The 17,529-nt window shown below is 43.4% G+C and carries 25 protein-coding genes; 21 read left to right on the top strand and 4 right to left on the bottom strand.

Going from position 1 to position 17,529, the window contains the following annotated elements; all coding sequences use genetic code 11:
* A partial coding sequence (locus tag AC5JM2_RS13000) for a MobA/MobL family protein (protein WP_495835293.1) occupies window positions 1-786 on the bottom strand: 786 nt, incomplete at its 3' end.
* Window positions 787-934: 148 nt separating this feature from the next.
* On the opposite strand from AC5JM2_RS13000, the gene AC5JM2_RS12995 reads away from it, so the two are divergent.
* The 8 genes from AC5JM2_RS12995 (at window position 935) to AC5JM2_RS12960 (ending at window position 7,708) form a co-directional block, all read left to right on the top strand.
* Window positions 935-2,479, top strand: a complete 1,545-nt coding sequence (locus AC5JM2_RS12995) for a type IV secretory system conjugative DNA transfer family protein (protein ID WP_495835292.1) — start codon at window positions 935-937, stop codon at window positions 2,477-2,479.
* Window positions 2,446-3,351: a hypothetical protein gene (locus AC5JM2_RS12990; RefSeq protein WP_495835291.1), complete on the top strand. Its 906-nt coding sequence runs from the start codon at window positions 2,446-2,448 to the stop codon at window positions 3,349-3,351. Before AC5JM2_RS12995 ends, AC5JM2_RS12990 begins: the two co-directional genes overlap by 34 nt.
* A 426-nt stretch (window positions 3,352-3,777) precedes the next feature.
* Complete coding sequence (locus AC5JM2_RS12985) at window positions 3,778-4,368, top strand: replication/maintenance protein RepL (RefSeq protein ID WP_495835290.1); 591 nt, start codon at window positions 3,778-3,780, stop codon at window positions 4,366-4,368.
* Window positions 4,369-4,545: 177 nt separating this feature from the next.
* Window positions 4,546-5,205 carry a helix-turn-helix domain-containing protein gene (locus AC5JM2_RS12980; protein ID WP_495835289.1) on the top strand — a complete coding sequence of 220 codons (660 nt, stop codon included), beginning with the start codon at window positions 4,546-4,548 and terminating at the stop codon, window positions 5,203-5,205.
* 236 nt (window positions 5,206-5,441) lie between these two features.
* Window positions 5,442-5,657, top strand: a complete 216-nt coding sequence (locus AC5JM2_RS12975) for a hypothetical protein (protein ID WP_495835288.1) — start codon at window positions 5,442-5,444, stop codon at window positions 5,655-5,657.
* A 107-nt stretch (window positions 5,658-5,764) separates the two neighbouring features.
* Window positions 5,765-6,202: a hypothetical protein gene (locus AC5JM2_RS12970; RefSeq protein ID WP_495835287.1), complete on the top strand. Its 438-nt coding sequence runs from the start codon at window positions 5,765-5,767 to the stop codon at window positions 6,200-6,202.
* Window positions 6,203-6,279: 77 nt separating this feature from the next.
* Entirely contained in the window at window positions 6,280-6,750 is a 471-nt protein-coding gene (locus AC5JM2_RS12965) for a hypothetical protein (protein ID WP_495835286.1), read from the top strand.
* Between the two features lie 274 nt (window positions 6,751-7,024).
* The gene (locus AC5JM2_RS12960; protein WP_495835285.1) at window positions 7,025-7,708 is read left to right on the top strand and encodes a DNA methyltransferase; all 684 of its coding nucleotides are present in this window, start codon (window positions 7,025-7,027) and stop codon (window positions 7,706-7,708) included.
* 98 nt (window positions 7,709-7,806) lie between these two features.
* On the opposite strand, the gene AC5JM2_RS12955 is transcribed toward AC5JM2_RS12960, so the two are convergent.
* Together AC5JM2_RS12955 and AC5JM2_RS12950 are read right to left on the bottom strand one after the other, a co-directional pair.
* Complete coding sequence (locus AC5JM2_RS12955; RefSeq protein ID WP_495835284.1) at window positions 7,807-8,223, bottom strand: MerR family transcriptional regulator; 417 nt, start codon at window positions 8,221-8,223, stop codon at window positions 7,807-7,809.
* A gap of 166 nt (window positions 8,224-8,389) precedes the next feature.
* Window positions 8,390-8,944, bottom strand: coding sequence for a hypothetical protein (locus AC5JM2_RS12950; RefSeq protein WP_495835283.1), 555 nt, complete (start codon window positions 8,942-8,944; stop codon window positions 8,390-8,392).
* A 615-nt stretch (window positions 8,945-9,559) separates the two neighbouring features.
* Here AC5JM2_RS12950 and AC5JM2_RS12945 point away from each other — a divergent pair.
* The gene (locus AC5JM2_RS12945; protein ID WP_495835282.1) at window positions 9,560-9,877 is read left to right on the top strand and encodes a hypothetical protein; all 318 of its coding nucleotides are present in this window, start codon (window positions 9,560-9,562) and stop codon (window positions 9,875-9,877) included.
* 697 nt (window positions 9,878-10,574) lie between these two features.
* Here the strand turns inward: AC5JM2_RS12945 and AC5JM2_RS12940 are convergent.
* Window positions 10,575-10,739, bottom strand: coding sequence for a plasmid partition protein ParG (locus AC5JM2_RS12940; protein ID WP_495835281.1), 165 nt, complete (start codon window positions 10,737-10,739; stop codon window positions 10,575-10,577).
* A gap of 159 nt (window positions 10,740-10,898) precedes the next feature.
* Here AC5JM2_RS12940 and AC5JM2_RS12935 point away from each other — a divergent pair, with 159 nt between their 5' ends.
* The 12 genes from AC5JM2_RS12935 (at window position 10,899) to AC5JM2_RS12880 (ending at window position 17,430) form a co-directional block, all read left to right on the top strand.
* Window positions 10,899-11,279, top strand: coding sequence for a hypothetical protein (locus AC5JM2_RS12935; RefSeq protein ID WP_495835280.1), 381 nt, complete (start codon window positions 10,899-10,901; stop codon window positions 11,277-11,279).
* A complete protein-coding gene (locus AC5JM2_RS12930; protein ID WP_495835279.1) occupies window positions 11,276-11,896 on the top strand; it encodes a hypothetical protein in 621 nt (206 codons plus the stop codon). Before AC5JM2_RS12935 ends, AC5JM2_RS12930 begins: the two co-directional genes overlap by 4 nt.
* A gap of 6 nt (window positions 11,897-11,902) precedes the next feature.
* Window positions 11,903-12,097 (top strand): hypothetical protein, encoded by a 195-nt coding sequence (locus AC5JM2_RS12925; RefSeq protein ID WP_495835278.1) that lies wholly within the window; start codon window positions 11,903-11,905, stop codon window positions 12,095-12,097.
* Between the two features lie 5 nt (window positions 12,098-12,102).
* Entirely contained in the window at window positions 12,103-12,813 is a 711-nt protein-coding gene (locus AC5JM2_RS12920; RefSeq protein ID WP_495835277.1) for a hypothetical protein, read from the top strand.
* 41 nt (window positions 12,814-12,854) lie between these two features.
* Entirely contained in the window at window positions 12,855-13,217 is a 363-nt protein-coding gene (locus tag AC5JM2_RS12915) for a hypothetical protein (protein ID WP_495835276.1), read from the top strand.
* Window positions 13,192-13,854, top strand: a complete 663-nt coding sequence (locus AC5JM2_RS12910; RefSeq protein WP_495835275.1) for a hypothetical protein — start codon at window positions 13,192-13,194, stop codon at window positions 13,852-13,854. Before AC5JM2_RS12915 ends, AC5JM2_RS12910 begins: the two co-directional genes overlap by 26 nt.
* Window positions 13,811-14,149, top strand: coding sequence for a hypothetical protein (locus tag AC5JM2_RS12905; RefSeq protein WP_495835274.1), 339 nt, complete (start codon window positions 13,811-13,813; stop codon window positions 14,147-14,149). The genes AC5JM2_RS12910 and AC5JM2_RS12905 overlap by 44 nt, the downstream gene beginning before the upstream one ends.
* Window positions 14,146-14,409, top strand: coding sequence for a hypothetical protein (locus AC5JM2_RS12900; RefSeq protein ID WP_495835273.1), 264 nt, complete (start codon window positions 14,146-14,148; stop codon window positions 14,407-14,409). Before AC5JM2_RS12905 ends, AC5JM2_RS12900 begins: the two co-directional genes overlap by 4 nt.
* A 272-nt stretch (window positions 14,410-14,681) precedes the next feature.
* Window positions 14,682-15,011 carry a hypothetical protein gene (locus AC5JM2_RS12895; protein ID WP_495835272.1) on the top strand — a complete coding sequence of 110 codons (330 nt, stop codon included), beginning with the start codon at window positions 14,682-14,684 and terminating at the stop codon, window positions 15,009-15,011.
* A gap of 4 nt (window positions 15,012-15,015) precedes the next feature.
* On the top strand, window positions 15,016-15,270 hold the full coding sequence (locus AC5JM2_RS12890; RefSeq protein WP_495835271.1) for a hypothetical protein: 255 nt from the start codon (window positions 15,016-15,018) through the stop codon (window positions 15,268-15,270).
* 810 nt (window positions 15,271-16,080) lie between these two features.
* The gene (locus AC5JM2_RS12885) at window positions 16,081-16,698 is read left to right on the top strand and encodes a hypothetical protein (protein ID WP_495835270.1); all 618 of its coding nucleotides are present in this window, start codon (window positions 16,081-16,083) and stop codon (window positions 16,696-16,698) included.
* Between the two features lie 546 nt (window positions 16,699-17,244).
* Complete coding sequence (locus AC5JM2_RS12880; protein ID WP_495835269.1) at window positions 17,245-17,430, top strand: hypothetical protein; 186 nt, start codon at window positions 17,245-17,247, stop codon at window positions 17,428-17,430.
* Window positions 17,431-17,529 lie beyond the last annotated feature (99 nt).

Raw genomic sequence — 17,529 nt, 5'->3', positions numbered from 1 at the left:
CCTCCCGTAGCGTTCTTCCAGCGTGTTGTCTATATCCACCCGCTCATTATGTTTAATCACGCGGGTCTTAACGCCCTGTTTTTCTAGCGCTGCCTGGTTTTTACCTTTATGCCAGTGTGGCTTTTTCCCTTCCTGCTTTTCAGGACTATAGTAAACGTCTTTTATCCCTGCTTCCTTAAGCGCTTTATTGACGCATTGATAATATTCGCGCCTAAGCTTCATCATCTCGCTTTGCTCACCATATCTTGTAGGGTCAGCTTTTTGACCTTTCCTCACCCCGTCTAATTTACGGTAGCGCTTGCCGAAACCATTCTCATCAACTTCGCGCATCGGCACCATGAAGTGAAAGTGTGGATTATCCTTGCCGTCGCTGGCTTTCGTTTCATGGTAAGCCGTCGCCACCGCTAACCCGCGCGAATTGATTTTCTTGGAGAACTCCTGCGCTAGCTGCCAGTTCTGTTCACGCGATAATTCCCGTGGTGCTGCCACCTGAAAGTCTTTAGCCAGCACTGCGCTATTTCTGCGGTTATGTCCATCTTCCGCTTTTTCAATTTCATTGCCAAACCGCGACCAGTTATTTTCATGCATCCAGTCAGGGGCGTTTTCCGGCGCGAAGATTTCCGCTGAAATAATACCTTTTTTATTACTGTAATTATGCGTTTTATCCAATTTCTCATCATGTAAATTCTTGCCAGAACGATACGCGCAGGCAGCTACTGCATTATCTGGTTTAGACTTGCTTCTACTAATAACCGAAGTTCCAAAATGCAGACTTTTGTTAACCATTTTATCAAAAATAATAGCATATACTAACCAACTTTTAATTTAATTATTTTTAATAAAACTATCAAAAGTTTTACCTATTTATTTCCTCATTTTAAGAAAATGTTGGTATAGTAATAAAGTAATTCACTAGTTACGAAAAAAGGCAGTTATGTCTTTTTTTAATAATATCAATATCAAGCGGTTAATTACTTCATCTTCCTCTGTTCCTTTCCCGCGAAAGCAACAGGCGAAAGAAATAGAAGCGCCATTTATCCACAAGTGGGATAGCAGCACACAATTGATGGATTTAACTGGACATGGCGACTGGTTAACGCTAGGCGACTGCTTTACAGGTATTGCAGTATTCGGCGCGGCAGGCAGCGGAAAAACCAGTTCACTTGCCACTGTCGCACAGTGTCTTATGTTGCTGGATTGCGGTTTTGTGTGGCTATGCGCTAAACCGGACGAAGTGCGCCTGGCGCGTAAGATTGCCGCCAGCGCCGGACGGGAGAAAGACGTAATTGTGATCGGGGAAGATGTAAACGGCGTCATCACCCGCCACCGTTTTAACCCCCTGCAGTACGAAGCAAGCCGACCAGGACAGGGTACTACCTCCGTCACGACCTACTTAAGCGATTGCGCCAAAGTGTTATCGCGTAAGGAGGGCGAGCGCAGCGGCGGCGAAGGGGAGCGCTTCTGGAATGACCAGTTTGAAAGATTGCTACGTCACTGCATTGATACTGCCAAATACGCTGGCCGTTCTTTATCGGTTGCCCTGCTACGCGAAATCCAGCTTTCCGCCCCGACCCAGCCAGAGGACATAAGCAGTGAAGCATGGGTAGCTAACAGCACGTGCTGGCAATGTATCTGCGAAGCAGAAGCGCAGATGGAACAAGGCAACCTCCCTAAGGTAGATTTTTCACGCATTCTAAATTTTTGGACAAAGGATTATGCCACGCTAGATGTAAAACCACGTAGTTCCATTGATGTGATGTTTGCCGTGCTGGCGGATGCTTTCACGGCAGAGGAACCTGTGCGCTATATCCTTTCCGGCGAGTCAAGTGTAACGCCGGACGATGTAATAGAACACGGTAAAATCGTTATCCTGTCCTTGCCTACGAACATCTACCATAATGCAGGCAGGATGGCGCAATTCACCTTCAAATTTTCTTACCAGAGAAGAGTTCTGGCAAGAAAATTTTCAGATGCTTCCTCATTGCGCCCGACAGTGCTATGGGTGGACGAAGCACACGCCTTTGCGCACCCCTTTGACAGCCAGTATTTTAGGGAAGTGCGCAGTAACCGAGGCATTAATGTTTACCTGGAGCAGGGCATAGGCGGCTACATGCAGGCGATGAATTTTCACAGTCCCGACCAGGTTGACGACTACTTGCAGAACCTCTCCACTAAGTATTTTTTTTACAATTCCAGCCCGGAAACAAACCTATTCGCCTCTAATGCTATCGGTAAAATGCTGACCGAAAAGGGAACTGATTCCTTTAGCTACAGCAATGCAAATAACGTGAGCACAAGCAACAGCACCACGCAAGAAGAACGCCACCAAATCGTTAGCGGGGAGTTCGGCTTCCTCAAGCGCGGCGGCACTAAAAATAACTGCATAGTAACCGGCTACGTGCTCCGGCCAGAAATTTTCAACTCAACAGGAACCAATGTAAGCTTATGTTCGTTTCGCCAGACAACTTTGACGCATTAGGAGACGATGACGATGGGGAGGAAGATATCAGCAAAGGAAAAAAAATCATCCCCACTAATTCCAGGGGCGAGAGACAACCTAACGCCTATGATGACCCTAGTGATTTCTTTATCACTAGAGAGGTGCGCAGCGTTATTTATTTCGTATGCTGGATACAAAGCAATAGCGTTCTGGTCTTTCTTAGATACCGCATTGGCAAGCGGGTGATGCGCGGCTGGATCTTCCAGTTTCTATTTATAGTTTTAGCGTCGCTATCCGGCTGCTTTAACTTTGTCGCGTGGTTCGGCAACAAGTTTCCTGGCGATAAAATGATGGGACTTTTTGCAGTAGCGATGGGGATATTAGCCATTTATCATTACCACGTCGCAAGGGAGCTAACCGAGCCGGATATCCCCATAGACTTGCAACTCCACACACGTGCGCGCGGCGATAGCCATTTAATGTGGCTGATGCGCTCAAAGCGTCCTCTCAAACTACCGATGCTGCACTTTTACACCAGGCGCATCCGCTCCGTTCAAGTGTACCCATTTGACGAGCTAACCATGCAACGGGTAATAGAACCGCTGCTATTGGTGGTACTAGCAGGGATACTCACTGTCACAGGGCACTGGCAACTAGGGACATGGCTTAGCACATCCGCTCTTTGCCTTACTTTCGTAGAGACGGAATATCAGATCGGCGCAGAAAAAGCGATGGACGATAAATATGATGGCCGTCTGGAGTCCCGCGCGATGCGGATGACCGAGGAGGCGCTTGAGCAAAAAGCAAAGAACTTGCAGCCAAAAATTAACGGTATCCCCACGGCTGGCATGGCGCGGGTATCCCAAGCGCTGATGCAACTTCAAAAGAAACGCATAGAGGGCAGCAAATAAGTACAAATACTATTTGACGGTGCATTTACCACAATCCCGCTCTACCAACACGCTTTTAGACTTCGTTCAAGACCCGTATTTTAAAACTCCGTTTCTGCGTCTTCCAACACGTTGATATAGAAAGAAAGATAATAAAGATAGAGAGAAAAGAGAGAAAGAAAAACGAAATCGCTGAAACCCGTATTATACAAAAGTTTTATTGATTAAGATTTGTTAAGAACGTTTCACCCCATGCAACCTGTATGTTTCATGGGGTGAAACATTTATGTACAAATTTTATAGCTTTTTATACTTAATCAATATTAGTAAACACTGATATATTGCATGGGGTGAAACATCGATGTTTCATTTTCTCAAGAGGAAAATCATTCCAAATGAAACATTTTTTTTATAATAAGAAAACAATGTTTCATCGTAAGATACAAGATGCCCACACGCAAAGATAAGGAAAATGAGGGTGTAGATATGCTAACCCCTGGACAACGTGAGTTATTACGAGACGGTGAAGCAAGAGTAAGAGACTATGCAACCCAAGACAAGCAGCAGGAAAAGGAAGCAGAGGAGCGGAAAAAAAGTCCTTATACCAGAAGCGGATTTACGCAGCTAAGCGACAGGGAAGTTGCTAACTTGAGAAAGCTGACATCTTTAAACCCAGTCGCTACGGAAATTTTTTTGTTTCTATTAGAACATATGAGCAGTTATAACGCGGTTGCTTGCCCGCAATCGCTTTTAATGAAGGTAACGGGAAAAAGCCGTACCACTGTGCACCGTGCGATTGTTCTACTAAAAGAATCCCAATTTATAGGAATTAAAAAAATTGGTGCTACTCAGGTGTTTCACTTAAATGCAAGTATTGTTTGGCGCTCCTATGGAGACAAGATAAAATACGCTGAATTAGTAGCCCCAATTCTACTGGATACAGAAGAAAATCCTGAATTAGAAAATCTAAAAGTTGATATAGATAAGGTAAATGTCCTAAGTGTTGAAGATATAAATATCCAAGAGGAAAACGGGTAATGCCCTGGCACACTGCAAGTAAAAAACGTTTTTCATGCATGGTTGATGTGGAAAGTACCGCGCAAGGAAACCCAACAGGGATAAAGTGATACGTCCCTCGTAGGTTTATAGTATCAGAATAAGACACAGAGATAAAACGAACAGCATATGTGCTCAGAAATATCGTCTGGTAAAAAAATGTACGGTGCTATTGTTAGAAAACAGCGCGATAAAGATAAAAGAGATATAACGCAACAGGAACTGGCTGATCTGGTTGGGGTATCGCGTAAACACCTGCAAAAAATTGAATATGGAATAGCCGCGCTTACCCCTGACACCAGGGAAAAGTTATCTCAAAAGCTTGAGATGCCGATATTAGCGCTATTTCCTCCAGACATTGACAGTTTTCCTAAGCTTTTAGAAGAACGGTTTGAGTTTGAAATCAATTCTGTTGGTTCTTTCATAGAAGGGCATAATAATCAGGAATTAATGGATGAAATAAAGAGTATTCATAAGCTATATAAAAATAGCTTTAAAAATGAGGACTCTAACTCCCGAAGCCTTGCAGATAGAATGCTTCATACCAAAATTACGTTTGGCAGTACTGATATACCCAAAAGAAACGCTGTTTTTTTACAACAGGTGGCATATATAGGTTTTTTTGAGTTGTGGATACCCCATCTTGAAATTGCCTACCTTACAAAGCGTCGGAATATTTCATATTCTTATCACGAAGAATTATTTTCTGCTTGCCTGGAAGGAAGCTTTAGAAAAATAAAAGCTGCTTTAGAAATGCATTTAACTGCTTCTATGGAAGATGTGAAGACTATCAAAAATTCTGCTTTTATAAGTTCTTGACAAAGGTTAAAGATGTAGCAGGAATGCTTCTCTTGGCTTTAGGGTAAGGAGTATTTGAAGCATACCAAATGAATATTTACAGCCTTAATTTTTAGTGACAAGAGAATAATAAAGTACAGTCGTAGCAATTTTTCAATGATTTTGCGTACATTTTGTACGCATTTTTTCGCCTTACCAGGAAGGCTGTTAAATTCTATTAAAGAGCCGTCTGGCTAGATGTTGCTTAAGGAGAACCTATGAAACAACATTGTCCTGTATGCAATCAAGAAAAAGCATTTAACTATGTTGCAAGGAATGGCTTGGAAAATGTCTACGAATGTGACACTTGCGCATTCCAAGACAGGAAGAAAACGGGTAAAGGTTGGGCAGCCACATTTTTACCAGGATTTGCTGGCGGTGGGGTGATAGGGGCAGCATTGGAACTTATGCAATCGCACCACGACGATGGCTAATACGTTTGTAAAAAGTCCTCGTTACGTTTGGACAGTAGAAAGCGTGCATAGACCATACTAGTATTTTTTTTGCCTTCAATCATTCTAGTTTTACCTGGAGAGTAGATATGTCATCTCGGGATATTATTAAGCCTCGTATTTCCTATGACAGAGAACCTTCCCATCAATGGACGGATTACCATGATGCTGTGGTTGATCATCACTTCAAATTAGGTGAAATGCCCCATGTGGAAACCCACACCAAAGCGCAGGCTATGACATGGATGCATAATATCGGAGATTATTTTCAGACACTAAGTAAAGACGCTCTAATAGCTTCCATTGGTTCTTTTCTGATACATCACTATGTAGAGGGAGAAGAGGCAAAGCGGCTTGCTTTAGAATTAAGCCATCACTGCGGCAGTGTTTCAATGTTTGCCAGTTTAATTGGAAGTTTTTGGGATAAGCACATTTCGCACACACAACGCGAGGGTCAGCCAATCATGAATACTGGTAGACTCGCTACAGCACACTTCCGTTCACAAGCCCAAGCCCGTATGAAATAAAAAGACTACAAAAATTTCATGTAGTATTTTTATGTCAACATTGATAGACTGGTGCATCTACTACTCGAAGGAATAGTATGCAATCCAAAGAAGAGAAAGAGTTTGCACGGATGAAGCCAGAGGCTTTGGCAGAAGCCCCTAAGAAGCAATTCACCTTTGAAAATTATAAATATATAATGGCAGGCTCCTTCTGGGGATTGATGACCGGAATAGTGATGGGGCATACGTTGCCTCAAGAAAAGATTGCTAATAATAAATGGATAAACAAGTATTTTAAGACAGCAGCAGAGTATCCGCCAAGCATATTCCAACAATCAATCTATAGCATGTTCACTATGCTTGGAACACTTGTCGGAGGAATTACCCAGCTTGTGAAAGACAAAGACAAAACCGCAGAACCCCATGCTGCTGAAGCGCGAACACAGGCTGCACTATTATCAGAGCCAGAGTTTGTTGATAATAGTAATAACATAACTCCCAATACCAAGATGCAGGATGGAGTTATGAGCAGAAGACAAGAAGCTACTAATAAAAATAAAGAGCGGTAAGTTGCTTCTTACTTAGTGCTCAAAAAATTTGGTATCTGCATTAAATACACCAAATATTTTGCAGCTAATTTCTTTTACTAAGGGCGCTGCCCTCGCGCCGTGCAAGGGCGCACCCTGACGGGTTTTGGCTCCCCCACCGCGCCCTGCGCGGCGGTACCCCCAAAATTCCTGCAAGCAGGAATGCTAACCCTTGCACTCTGCTACCCCGCGTTCGCCACGTGGCAAGGGTTGATGTTGAAGACATCAACCCTAAACCCACTAAGGAGTAGCAAGCATGAATACCACCCTTACCACCCCAGCCACAAGCAACGTATCTATCACTATCCGCCGCAATACCCTAATTCATGGCGATTGCGTTCAGATTATGGCGCATGTCCCTAGCCGCAGCGTGGACTTTATCCTCACCGATCCGCCCTACCTTATCAACTACACATCACGGGACGGGCGCAAAGTTCCTAATGATAACAATGCCGCATGGCTCAAGCCTGCCTTTTGCGGTATGTACCGGATTTTACGGGATAACAGCTTTTGCGTCTCTTTCTACGGTTATAAACACGCGGATAAATTCATAGAAGCTTACCGCAGCGCGGGCTTTCGCATCGCAGGGCATTTCACGTTTCCTAAGCGCTATACCTCTTCTAAAAACTTTGTGCGTAACCAGCATGAATGCGCCCATTTGCTGGTGAAGGGCAAGCCTGCCCTGCCGCATCATACCATTGGAGACGTGATTGAGTGGACGTACAGCGGCAATAAACTGCACCCGACCCAAAAACCCGTTCCTATCCTCCTGCCGCTGATTGAGACGTTTTGCCCCCCGAAAGGACTGGTATTAGACCCTTTCGCAGGTTCCGGCACTACCTTACTTGCGGCGCGTATGATAGGGCGCAGCTACTTAGGCATGGAACTGGACAGCAACTATCATGCTATTGCTACCAAACGGCTGGAAGCGTTTATATAAACCAACTAGTAAAAGAAAGTAACTTTGGTTCAGCGTCTTTGTTCTTCTTCTATAAAAGAGAACAAAGACGCTGAACCAGTAACTACTAAAGCATAAAGTTACTTCACCTTACCAAACCACCGCTTAAAGAAAGGTGTATTAGGCTCAACAAGTGCAGCAGGGGCAGGCAGTAGAGCGGTGAGCCGCATGTTCTGATTATTCAATCTGTCAATTTCCGCGTTCTTATCCTCAATCCGCGCTTCAAGCTGTTTTCTCATATCACTGGCAGCGTCAAGCTGTAGCTCAAGTTCCTTAATTTTTCCTGTCTGGTCTTGGGGCTGGTGGTGTAAGGCGTTGTCAGGTTCAGGGGCTGGCGCAGGGGCAGGAGGATAAACACGAAATAATTCTGCTGGCTCAATCTCATACTGTCCGTGCTCATTTTTCTTGGCAGAAATCTTACCTTTTTTAATCGCTTCTTGCAAAGTAGCTTTGGTGCGTCCTACTTCTTTTGCAGCTTGGTAGAGTGTAAGGCTCATGGGCTGGCTCATGGGGCTGGTTTAAATAAATAAGGAGAAGCAACTATTTATAAAAACATCCCCTATGTCAAGTTTTATAGTATTTGGGCTGGCAGGTGTAAGGCGTTGTCAGGTTTGGGGGCTGGTTTAAGGGGCTGGCTGGGCTGGCGGTTCAAAGCTAGTTACTTTACTCAAACCCTGGCAGTTGCGGCTGATTTTGATTATTTGCAGTGCTACTTTTAAGTTTATACCCCTTGACAAAAGCCAGCCTATCCCCATTGAACATAAACCGGATGTTCACAAAGAACAGCCCAGGGTTTGGACTTCTAAAGAGAAACTGCTTCTCTAAGAGTTCGCGTAAGCCTGAGTAATAGGTAGTCTTTGCAAGCCCTGAAGTTTTGACATCAAGCGGCACAGTATCTTGCTCTTTTCTGTTTCTTAAGTGGTTATAAACCAGTTCAAAGACCGATAAACCCGCTTTCTTAAGCCCTGCCGCCTGCTTCAATCCTGAAAGGTAAAGTTTGACAAATCGTTCTTTATCTACTTCCTCCCATTCATAAGCGATTGCGCCGCCATGACCTAAAATTTCACCTGAACTTGTATCAACTACTAACCCTTTGGTTTCTGTCCCGATTTGAGCGCGTTTCCCCTTCTTTATTTCTGCAACATCAGGAATACTAGGGTTAGAAAGATAAATGGGTATTCCGTGTTTTTCATCTAAAGGCTCTAAAAAGTTCCGCATTTCTACCCCCCATTTCTGGAATTTATTTCCAAATCAATAAAACTTTTTTCCAAATTATTCAAGCTAAAAATGGGAATTTATTTTGCAAATCGCGGAATTTTTTCCGCAAATCGCGGAATTTTTAGAAAAAATAATTGTTATAAAACAATAAGTTAATAATTTTCTCTTCTTATAAATATAAAAAAGGAGAGTTATCCATGCCTGCCAAAGCGCGAACCCGTTAACGCTGGCGGAGGCAGGGGTGGGTAACTCTACACGCTATCAAGAAGCAGCAGCTTGTGAATAATTTACCGCTAACCTGTGGATAAATCGCAATAAAAAAGTGTTCGCTTCGCTCACATAGCATTTTTTATTAAACCGGAGTGCCGCTACTGCGTCACATAGTGTTTTTGATATCAGGTAGGGGGGTTTCATTGCCAACCCCCCTACAACCCCCCGCTAGGATATTTAAAAAAGGTGACTTAAAAAGCAGAATTTATGCACTTTTAAAATGCAATTTTCTATTATAATACTGATAGTAAAAAGTGAATATGCGCCCCTAGCCGGATGTTACCAGCACCCGACCAGGCACGTCTAAACCTCACGTAATCACAGTACGAAAGGAGCAAATCAATCATGCCAGAATTCCAAACCACTATCAATAGCATCACTACCCCTGAGTCTTGGGGTAAACCGCGTTTTAGCTTCGGCGACCTAGTGAAATGGGAATGGATGAACCATGAAAGCCACGGCGTTATTCTTGGATTGTATTACTCCCCAGAAAAGCGCAATAACGAGATAAAAGGGTGGCATTACGTTGTAAAAAACATACGTTCAATCAATACAGTGCTAAATAGCGATTGCTTCATGATTGAAAATGAAGAAATCTTCCAAGAGTCCGACCTTATCCCCGTATCTGCACCTAACCCCGTTAGAGGTATTTACAAAAGGTAATTTTTCTGATTTTATTGACCAGCGGTACAGGCTGGGAAGCCGTTGACTGCAAAGGTGAGGGGCAACCTTTTAAACAAAGGTTGCCTCATTATTTATGAGTACCAAAACCAATACCTTCTATTTAGCCATTAAAAGCCCACACAAGCGTCAAAAGTTTTTTCTGACCATGATAGCAGAAATCTATCAACACGCTTGTAAAGCGAAACTTACCACCAAAGCGTTGATGTTTCTAGTGCAATTAGAAATGCCTCCAATATCACCACGTGTCATTCTCATAATGTGCTGTCAGGGTGTAAAGCAGTCAAAGGATAAATCTTTTGATTGGAGGCTTTTTACACGTGCGTTGCCAGCCTAGCATATTTTTCTGTGAAAAGTCAAGCGGTTGCCCGTCAATTTCACCTATCTTGCTCTTGACGTGCAAACAAGAGTGCAACTCACGTAACTTGCAGGCGCAGTTCACGCGCGGTGCATGTTAAACGTGAATGAAACTGCATTCACGTTGCACTTCCTACAGATTACCCTGTAGCATAAGTCTTTATTTCCTCTTTTTGATTGTGTACTACATTATCAAACTATTTTTAAGCTTACCTGGTAGCCGCTTTAGATTTTGTTTATCATATTCAAAAGCTAATTATTTACTTATCTATGATTACGTTAATCAAAATCATAAATGGAAATATAGGAAGGTGTTTAGCTACTATTTCCCCTTTTCTTCGTTCTCCTGTTCTAAAACCCATGCTTCTATAATTTCTGCTACTACGTCGCCCATTGTGCGATTTTTCTTAGCGCACAGTATCTTAAAGCGCATATGCAGCGACTCTGGAAGGTCGCCCTTAATGACTTTGATTTTTTCACCCGTCATAAAAATACATTAAATAACAATGTTTTATTTTACTGAAATTCTTCCTTAAGTACAGAAGACTATGCCTATTTATTTCTTGAATAAAGTAATTAAATAATTAAATAATTAAATAATAAATGATATAGTGAAAGATAGTGAAGCGAGAGTGCAACCTGCAACATGAAACCGCTTAATATTCAATCTTTAGGGGAATTAACGACCAAGCAGGAACTGGCTGTCTTGTATGGCATTTCCCGCCGTTCCATTCTCAATTACGACGAGGTGGCGCTTGACACTTTACCGGAGTATGAGGAGGACTATCCGAAAGCGAATAATAAGTCAATAACTCGCTATCCCTTAACCCGGTTCCAATGCTGGATTTTGGGGAAGATTGGCTGGAATTTACGATTATTTTCCAAGAAGGAACTCACTTACTTTTTGACTCAAGACTACGAATTTTCTTTGAAATTCAGCAAGGAGGAATTTGAAACAATTTTCTACACGCCGCCAGCCCAGCAGCAAATAGCAACGCTTGTAAAAACTAGACAACGTAAGCGATGAACATTAAAACCTTTGCGAAATCCCGAAAACTTACTCTAAAGCAAGTAAACGAACTATGCAACGTGGTGCTGGAAGAAACCCCAGCCGATCTAACCCAAGACCATATCTCAAAGCTGGACGCGGCGCTTGCCGCTGCTGCTGAAAAAGTCGCAGCACTGCCACCAGGCGAGGAGGAGGAATCAGAGAAACCGCCCGAAAATGAAGCAGTATTAACAACAGAGGAGCCGGAAGCAGAGCAAGAACTAACCGCGCCCCAAGGTAACGGTATGGTGGTAGCTGCTGCGGATGAAGAACTGACCGAAACCGCCCAAGTCATAGAAATCTTAGGGGAAGACCTGCTACGGCGTAACGTGGCCATCTTCCTCACGCATCACATCAAAAGCTTGCAGCGCCTCACGCAGACCCATAGCGATATTCTCCACAAGTTTGAACAGGACATTTACGCGCAGACCGGGGAAACATTAGCGCGTATGACCCGCAACACGGAAGAGGCTTTTAATGTCGTCGAGCGTATCGCCAAGCCACAAACCACAGAAGACGAACAGCGTTACCAAGAGTATTTAAGCCTGGTAAGCGATTTCCTCTCCACTCCGGTCACCAATCCTAAGCAGCGCTAACTTTCTATGGCAACCAACAAGAAAGACCTGGCTAGCCGTGTTAATCAAACCCTGACCAACCAAGGGAAAGCGACTTTTGTAAACGCCCCAGCTTTTGACCTGTCCCCCCTCATACGCATGGCAAGCGAGTTAAAAGCCGATTACAGCTATGTCCTACGGGAAGACGGGAAAACGTACCGCATCACTCTAACAAGGGAGTAAGAAACATGGATATTAGAGAGTCAATCGTGCCCTATGCGGCAAAAACAAACATCGTTCCCAGTAGAGCGAATAACGACAAAAGAAATGCTCAAACCCAAAACGTAGAATTCACTAGAAAATTCAAGGCAGGCACGGCGATACAGGCAAGCGCCAGGGCGATGATACCTGCAGGTGTAGCCGCGAAACTTACTCATATTTCAAATATGTATGCCTTTCCTATAGATGTAGGAAATATGAGTTTGGAAGAAGCCACGCCGGAAAATCTAAAAGCGCTGCGTAAAGTAGCGGACATGGTGAGCAACAACAGCAAGCTCTTGCCGGAGTTCATGAAGCTGGTAAGTCAAGTTTTAAACGCCGACCTTAAGCTGGCAGACTTCCATAAAAATGTAACCAAAGCGGCGCTGAAACATCAGGAAAAGCTAGACCAGGAAACCGCCGAAATCTTTCTTGCAATGGCGCGGTACGGCGCGAAAGCAACCAAGCTGGAGCACCGCACCAACGTTAGAAACGAGTTAGTAGAACGCCGCACCGCCGCCTATGAGGAGCACTACGAAACTTCCGTTTACGGCAATGAAGCGCGGATTATTGACGTGGAATATCAGGTCGCGGCGTCCAATAATAAACTGATGGCCGAGTCCAAAACTAAGCGGATTAATTACAAAAAAGACCGTAAAGAAAAACTGCAGGCGTTCATTGACTCCGCCTACAGTGTCTAATCCTTATCTGGCATTGATATAGCATCAATGCCACACCATTCATGCTAAGACACCTGAAGAATATTAATGAACTATGCCTTTACGCGGGGCTTTCCTGCCTGGTAGCTTTTATCACCCGCTTAAATCCCGTGTTCTTTTTCCCCATCCTCATGCTGCGGCTATCCATTGTTGGCTACTGCCTGTACATCATCTCTTACGCAGAGGGCAACAGAACAACCGCGCGTATCATTAGCGCTGCCGTGCTCATAGGGTGGATAGGCGGATACTGGGATCTCATAGAGGTTTATTGGCGCTGGAACAGCGAAGAGATTATCAAAAGCATCATGCTGATACTGGCAATCCCCATTATCCTGTTTGCTCTTTACCTGCAATGGACACATGGAAAAAACGCAACCCGTCGCTAAGCAGAAAGGATTATTTATTGGCTTAAGCTTCTTGTCTATAGGTTGCCTGTTCGCTTCGTTCAGCTATCCCTTGCAGAATGTGGAAGTGTGGAAGCAACGCGAGCTAAACCAGTTCCAGCAGCCCTATGACAAAGTGTTTATCTTAACGGACTCCGACCTGCAAGCCCCTTACGGGCTGAATAAGGACAAAGCATTTAAAGTTTCGCAGATTTACCGCGATTATAAATTCCAGAAAATCCTTGTGCTGCTATGTGGCCTGCTTGCTGGTGGTATGGCAATGCTTTTAGGAGAAGATGCAGTCCAGGGCGACGAGATTGACGTAGAAGTTAAGACCATTGACCAGAAAGCAAACAAGGAATTTTTGTTAACGCAAGTCAAGCATAAATGGGCGATGCTTTCGGAAGCGCAGAAGCAGTTATTTAGAGAAGAAATCCGCGCCCTAGCGGAACTGGCCGGAGGGGATGACACCGCCGACATGACGGAAATTAACGTTTCCGATAAGTTTATCCAGGCGAGCTACCTCATGCAGGACGGCGAGCCGATAGACACCGTAGTATCCAAAACCTGGGGAGTGAAGGAAGGAACTAAAGAGCATGACTACATTAAAGCGCAATTTGAAAAATGGCTCAATGAATGAGGAGCCGCAACTATTAAACTACCAGCGACCTTTCCGGCTGTTTGAGCGTGAGGCAAATTTCTTTCGCGAGTGCGCCATCAGGGAATATGACTATTACCGTCAGCATATAGGGTTTAAGGACGGAAAAGAAGCGTTTGACCGCGCCATAAGGTTTGAGGCTGTGGCGAATATTCTTGACCCCATGCCCTACGGTAGAGCGTGGTTAAAGCGGGTTTGGGATTACTGGCAAGAGCGCCAACCCCAACACGCTAAAAAGCAGCGTAAAACAAGGCGCACAGCGAGGAGAACACCATGAAAACATCCCCAGTTTATGATGCGGCCAGACTTTCCAAAACCTTTCTCTATCAAATTGACGGCTGTTTTTACCGCTTTAAAGGCATCAATACCAACGCGAAAGCACCGCGCTATGAATTTGAGCCTTTAAATGGACAGCGCAGACATACGGGTTTAATCCTCAATTCAAGCAAGCTAGCCAGCGTCTATGTCATAGAAGACATGATCGTAAGCGGACACGACACCGTGACGGAAAACCACACACAATTATCGCTGTTTTAACCATGATACGCTGTTTACTTTTTTACCTTTCTATTGCTATTGGCTACCGAACCGAGCGAGTTGTGAACATCGTTTGGAGATTGGAACCAGGCGAGAAAGAAGGATACGCAACTAACACGGTTATACGGGTTTTTGACTACTGGCATGAATGCCTATTGATGGAGAAATCCTGCGCCATCCAGACAGTAGCAGTAATCGCCTCCCCTCTAACCTGCCCCTTAGACAGATTGAGCCATGAGCACGGTTGCTACAGTGCGCAATAGTAAAAACCTTTGACCCGCCTGGAAAAAACCTGTACCTTTCTTGGGTTTTTTCACAAGCGTAAAATGCTACAAACGTCCCTTGTGTATGACAGCACCGCGCTTTCGCGCCGCGCTGTCTATGAAATTTACGGGTTTTTCTACCGCTATAAAGGCAGCGACCCTTTCGCCTCAATCAGAGCACCGCGCTATAGTTTTGAGCCTTTAGCAGGACAAAGAAGACACGCCGAACTAGTGTTAAATCACAGAAAATTAACGAGCTGCGTTTATCAAGTGCAAGGGCTGAATATCAAGCCTAGCGACATGATTACGGGTGATTATATACAGTTATCCCTTTTTTAAAACCATGACAGAACCTATCAACTACGACAAGGTGGAAAATCTCCACATAGGCGATAATTACACCATTAAGGAAAGTTCTAAAGAGGGTGAACCCGCCAAGTATGCAGTGAAATACATCATTAACATACAAGCGCCCTCTGAAACTAAAACACCATCTGCAAGCGAGACATACAGCCCCGAAGAAAAAGCCGAGTATGACAATTACATGGCGAGATTAAGGGCGAATGAGCCTAAATCGCACAAAGCGAAATGGTGGTAATTGGCAATTAAAAGCAATGGCAGATGCTCTTTTTAAAAAGAGCATCTGCCTTACCACCGGAGTCTTAGATGACTTATTTTGTCTTTATCATTATAGCTTAAAAAATGGAATATTAAGCACCATTTAAAGCATTATATAGCATCTAAAAAGTAAATAAATATTTACAAGCTTTTATCTTTAGTATAGGTTTCTTCACGTTTTGTGCGGGTTTACTCACGCTTTTTTCAATCAGCGAACCTCCCGCTTTACGAGAAAAATCTCTAAAGGTTATATGTCTAATACATTCAGCTTGTCCAATTTCAAGAAAACCGTCATAGAGCACAAATTACCACGCTTTCAGCAACCCGTTGAATGTCCGGTATGTAAAAAGATAATGGTGGTTTTTTCATTGATAAAACTGAAAAACGGAAGCTTTGACATTATAAAGGGATATAGCCCTGAAAGCATGTACACTAGAGCATCCTATCAAGAATGCTACTATCAAATGCAGGCAATGACTTTAATATCCCTCTTAGATTAATTAAAGGGGAGTATTAACCAACCGCGAGGGGCTTTCCTGCCCCTCCGAACTCCCCTTTACCAAGTGAGGGAGCGCGCGCGCCACGTCTATTCTAAATAGCACGTTGACCCGTGCCCTCACTCCCTCACTTGTACATTTATCTATTAAAAAAATCCTCAAAAAAATTGGAGTTTTTTGTTTAAAAAGCTACTTATATTTTATTCAATATGTTATTGTAAGTTAAGTAAAAATTCAGTGCATTCTACCCATGTTTTAAAGTTCATCATTCTTGTTTTCAAGAGGACAGAAAAATGGGTTATTTTCAATTAACAGCGGTAGATAACAAGCTTCGTGACATAGATAATTCTTCAAATTCACTGGGTATATGGGGAAAATATATAAAGCATCATTATTTGGTAGATATTACCGCCCATGAACTTCGCCAGATGCTAGATTTGGATGAGGATTATTCCTTTGAAGATTGTAAAGATGTTGAGGTGGAAGAAGTTCCCTATCACGTAGTAGCAGCGCTAGCAGAACGTTTTGGTTTTGAGGATGAGTCACGCTTATATGACTATCAATTGTGTCATTGTGATAAGGGTGAACCAAAAGGTATAAACCAGCAATCGCGGGACGAAAAAATTAATGAGTATTTATCTAAAGCAAACCGATTATTAAGGCAAGGACATAAGACGGATTGCTTCGCCCTTTATGAAAAGTTGCTAGTGAAGTATCCCAAAAACTTTGAAATTCCTTACAGATATGGCGATCTTTACGAATATTGTGCCTTAGGTGATCGATCAGGTTTTAACGAGAATAAAGCATTCGCCCTGTTTGAACGCGCCTTATCTGTGGCTAAAAAGGATGATAAGAAAAAAGTTGAACAACGATTAAATCATTACTACATTATGAACAACATAGCTCTCTAACCCTAGCCCATCACTATAACCGTCGCTTTTATCAGGGGCAGCAAAGCCCCTTAATTTTTACTTGTGAGAGCCTTTATTCGGCATACAAGATATCTCGCAAGTGTTTAACAACTGGCGGGATAGTGATTTACACGGATTGCTTATTATTTAATCACTGTTCGTAAATTAGCTTGCTTTTCTCCACGTTCAACACAGTTAAGTCACTGAAATAGTAATACAGATCACTCGGAATAAGCTGCCGTAGAGGTGCGCCGTGCGCTTGCTACGCTTCCGGTAAATAACGTAGCTACCTTGTCATTGCAAGCGAAACGAAGTGGACTGAAGCAATCTCCCCTAACCACAAATTATTACAACAGAACGCAACTTGGTATGAGTATAAAAATTGCGTAAAACTATAAACCCGTTTACATCCATCCAAATCACCCCACAGCACCCCAATCCAGTCCTAGCCAAAATAATTACCAGCAAGTCTTCCGGAAACACACCCATACTGAATGAATACCAAATGTGTAAATAAACAACTTTTTCTGAAAGGAAAAGATACACATGGCTAAAGTTACAATTGCAGACTTAAATGATGAACTTGTTGAACTAACCGATGAAGAAATGCAAGGGGTTAATGGTGGAAATCTATCATACTTGGTTACTGCATTTAAAGTTGGGTATGCAATCGGTACTGCTTTAAATAACGAATTCCATTTAAGCGACAAAATTGTAGACGCTATATCATAGACATTTCAGTACTGGTTTCTAATCTGCCGTAGAGGGACTTTATGAATCTGGGAATCTGGTTTTTGGGATAAAGGCATACGGCACGCCTCCCATCCGCCC

The sequence above is a fragment of the Brasilonema angustatum genome (assembly GCF_059505445.1).
This window is presented reverse-complemented; position numbering and strand designations above follow the sequence as displayed.

Coding starts and splice junctions, on each gene's coding strand:
- AC5JM2_RS12995 (WP_495835292.1), top strand. CDS start 935: ATGTCTTTTTTTAATAATATCAATATCAAGCGGTTAATTACTTCATCT.
- AC5JM2_RS12990 (WP_495835291.1), top strand. CDS start 2,446: ATGTTCGTTTCGCCAGACAACTTTGACGCATTAGGAGACGATGACGAT.
- AC5JM2_RS12985 (WP_495835290.1), top strand. CDS start 3,778: ATGCCCACACGCAAAGATAAGGAAAATGAGGGTGTAGATATGCTAACC.
- AC5JM2_RS12980 (WP_495835289.1), top strand. CDS start 4,546: ATGTACGGTGCTATTGTTAGAAAACAGCGCGATAAAGATAAAAGAGAT.
- AC5JM2_RS12975 (WP_495835288.1), top strand. CDS start 5,442: ATGAAACAACATTGTCCTGTATGCAATCAAGAAAAAGCATTTAACTAT.
- AC5JM2_RS12970 (WP_495835287.1), top strand. CDS start 5,765: ATGTCATCTCGGGATATTATTAAGCCTCGTATTTCCTATGACAGAGAA.
- AC5JM2_RS12965 (WP_495835286.1), top strand. CDS start 6,280: ATGCAATCCAAAGAAGAGAAAGAGTTTGCACGGATGAAGCCAGAGGCT.
- AC5JM2_RS12960 (WP_495835285.1), top strand. CDS start 7,025: ATGAATACCACCCTTACCACCCCAGCCACAAGCAACGTATCTATCACT.
- AC5JM2_RS12955 (WP_495835284.1), bottom strand. CDS start 8,223: ATGAGCCTTACACTCTACCAAGCTGCAAAAGAAGTAGGACGCACCAAA.
- AC5JM2_RS12950 (WP_495835283.1), bottom strand. CDS start 8,944: ATGCGGAACTTTTTAGAGCCTTTAGATGAAAAACACGGAATACCCATT.
- AC5JM2_RS12945 (WP_495835282.1), top strand. CDS start 9,560: ATGCCAGAATTCCAAACCACTATCAATAGCATCACTACCCCTGAGTCT.
- AC5JM2_RS12940 (WP_495835281.1), bottom strand. CDS start 10,739: ATGACGGGTGAAAAAATCAAAGTCATTAAGGGCGACCTTCCAGAGTCG.
- AC5JM2_RS12935 (WP_495835280.1), top strand. CDS start 10,899: ATGAAACCGCTTAATATTCAATCTTTAGGGGAATTAACGACCAAGCAG.
- AC5JM2_RS12930 (WP_495835279.1), top strand. CDS start 11,276: ATGAACATTAAAACCTTTGCGAAATCCCGAAAACTTACTCTAAAGCAA.
- AC5JM2_RS12925 (WP_495835278.1), top strand. CDS start 11,903: ATGGCAACCAACAAGAAAGACCTGGCTAGCCGTGTTAATCAAACCCTG.
- AC5JM2_RS12920 (WP_495835277.1), top strand. CDS start 12,103: ATGGATATTAGAGAGTCAATCGTGCCCTATGCGGCAAAAACAAACATC.
- AC5JM2_RS12915 (WP_495835276.1), top strand. CDS start 12,855: ATGCTAAGACACCTGAAGAATATTAATGAACTATGCCTTTACGCGGGG.
- AC5JM2_RS12910 (WP_495835275.1), top strand. CDS start 13,192: ATGGAAAAAACGCAACCCGTCGCTAAGCAGAAAGGATTATTTATTGGC.
- AC5JM2_RS12905 (WP_495835274.1), top strand. CDS start 13,811: ATGACTACATTAAAGCGCAATTTGAAAAATGGCTCAATGAATGAGGAG.
- AC5JM2_RS12900 (WP_495835273.1), top strand. CDS start 14,146: ATGAAAACATCCCCAGTTTATGATGCGGCCAGACTTTCCAAAACCTTT.
- AC5JM2_RS12890 (WP_495835271.1), top strand. CDS start 15,016: ATGACAGAACCTATCAACTACGACAAGGTGGAAAATCTCCACATAGGC.
- AC5JM2_RS12885 (WP_495835270.1), top strand. CDS start 16,081: ATGGGTTATTTTCAATTAACAGCGGTAGATAACAAGCTTCGTGACATA.
- AC5JM2_RS12880 (WP_495835269.1), top strand. CDS start 17,245: ATGGCTAAAGTTACAATTGCAGACTTAAATGATGAACTTGTTGAACTA.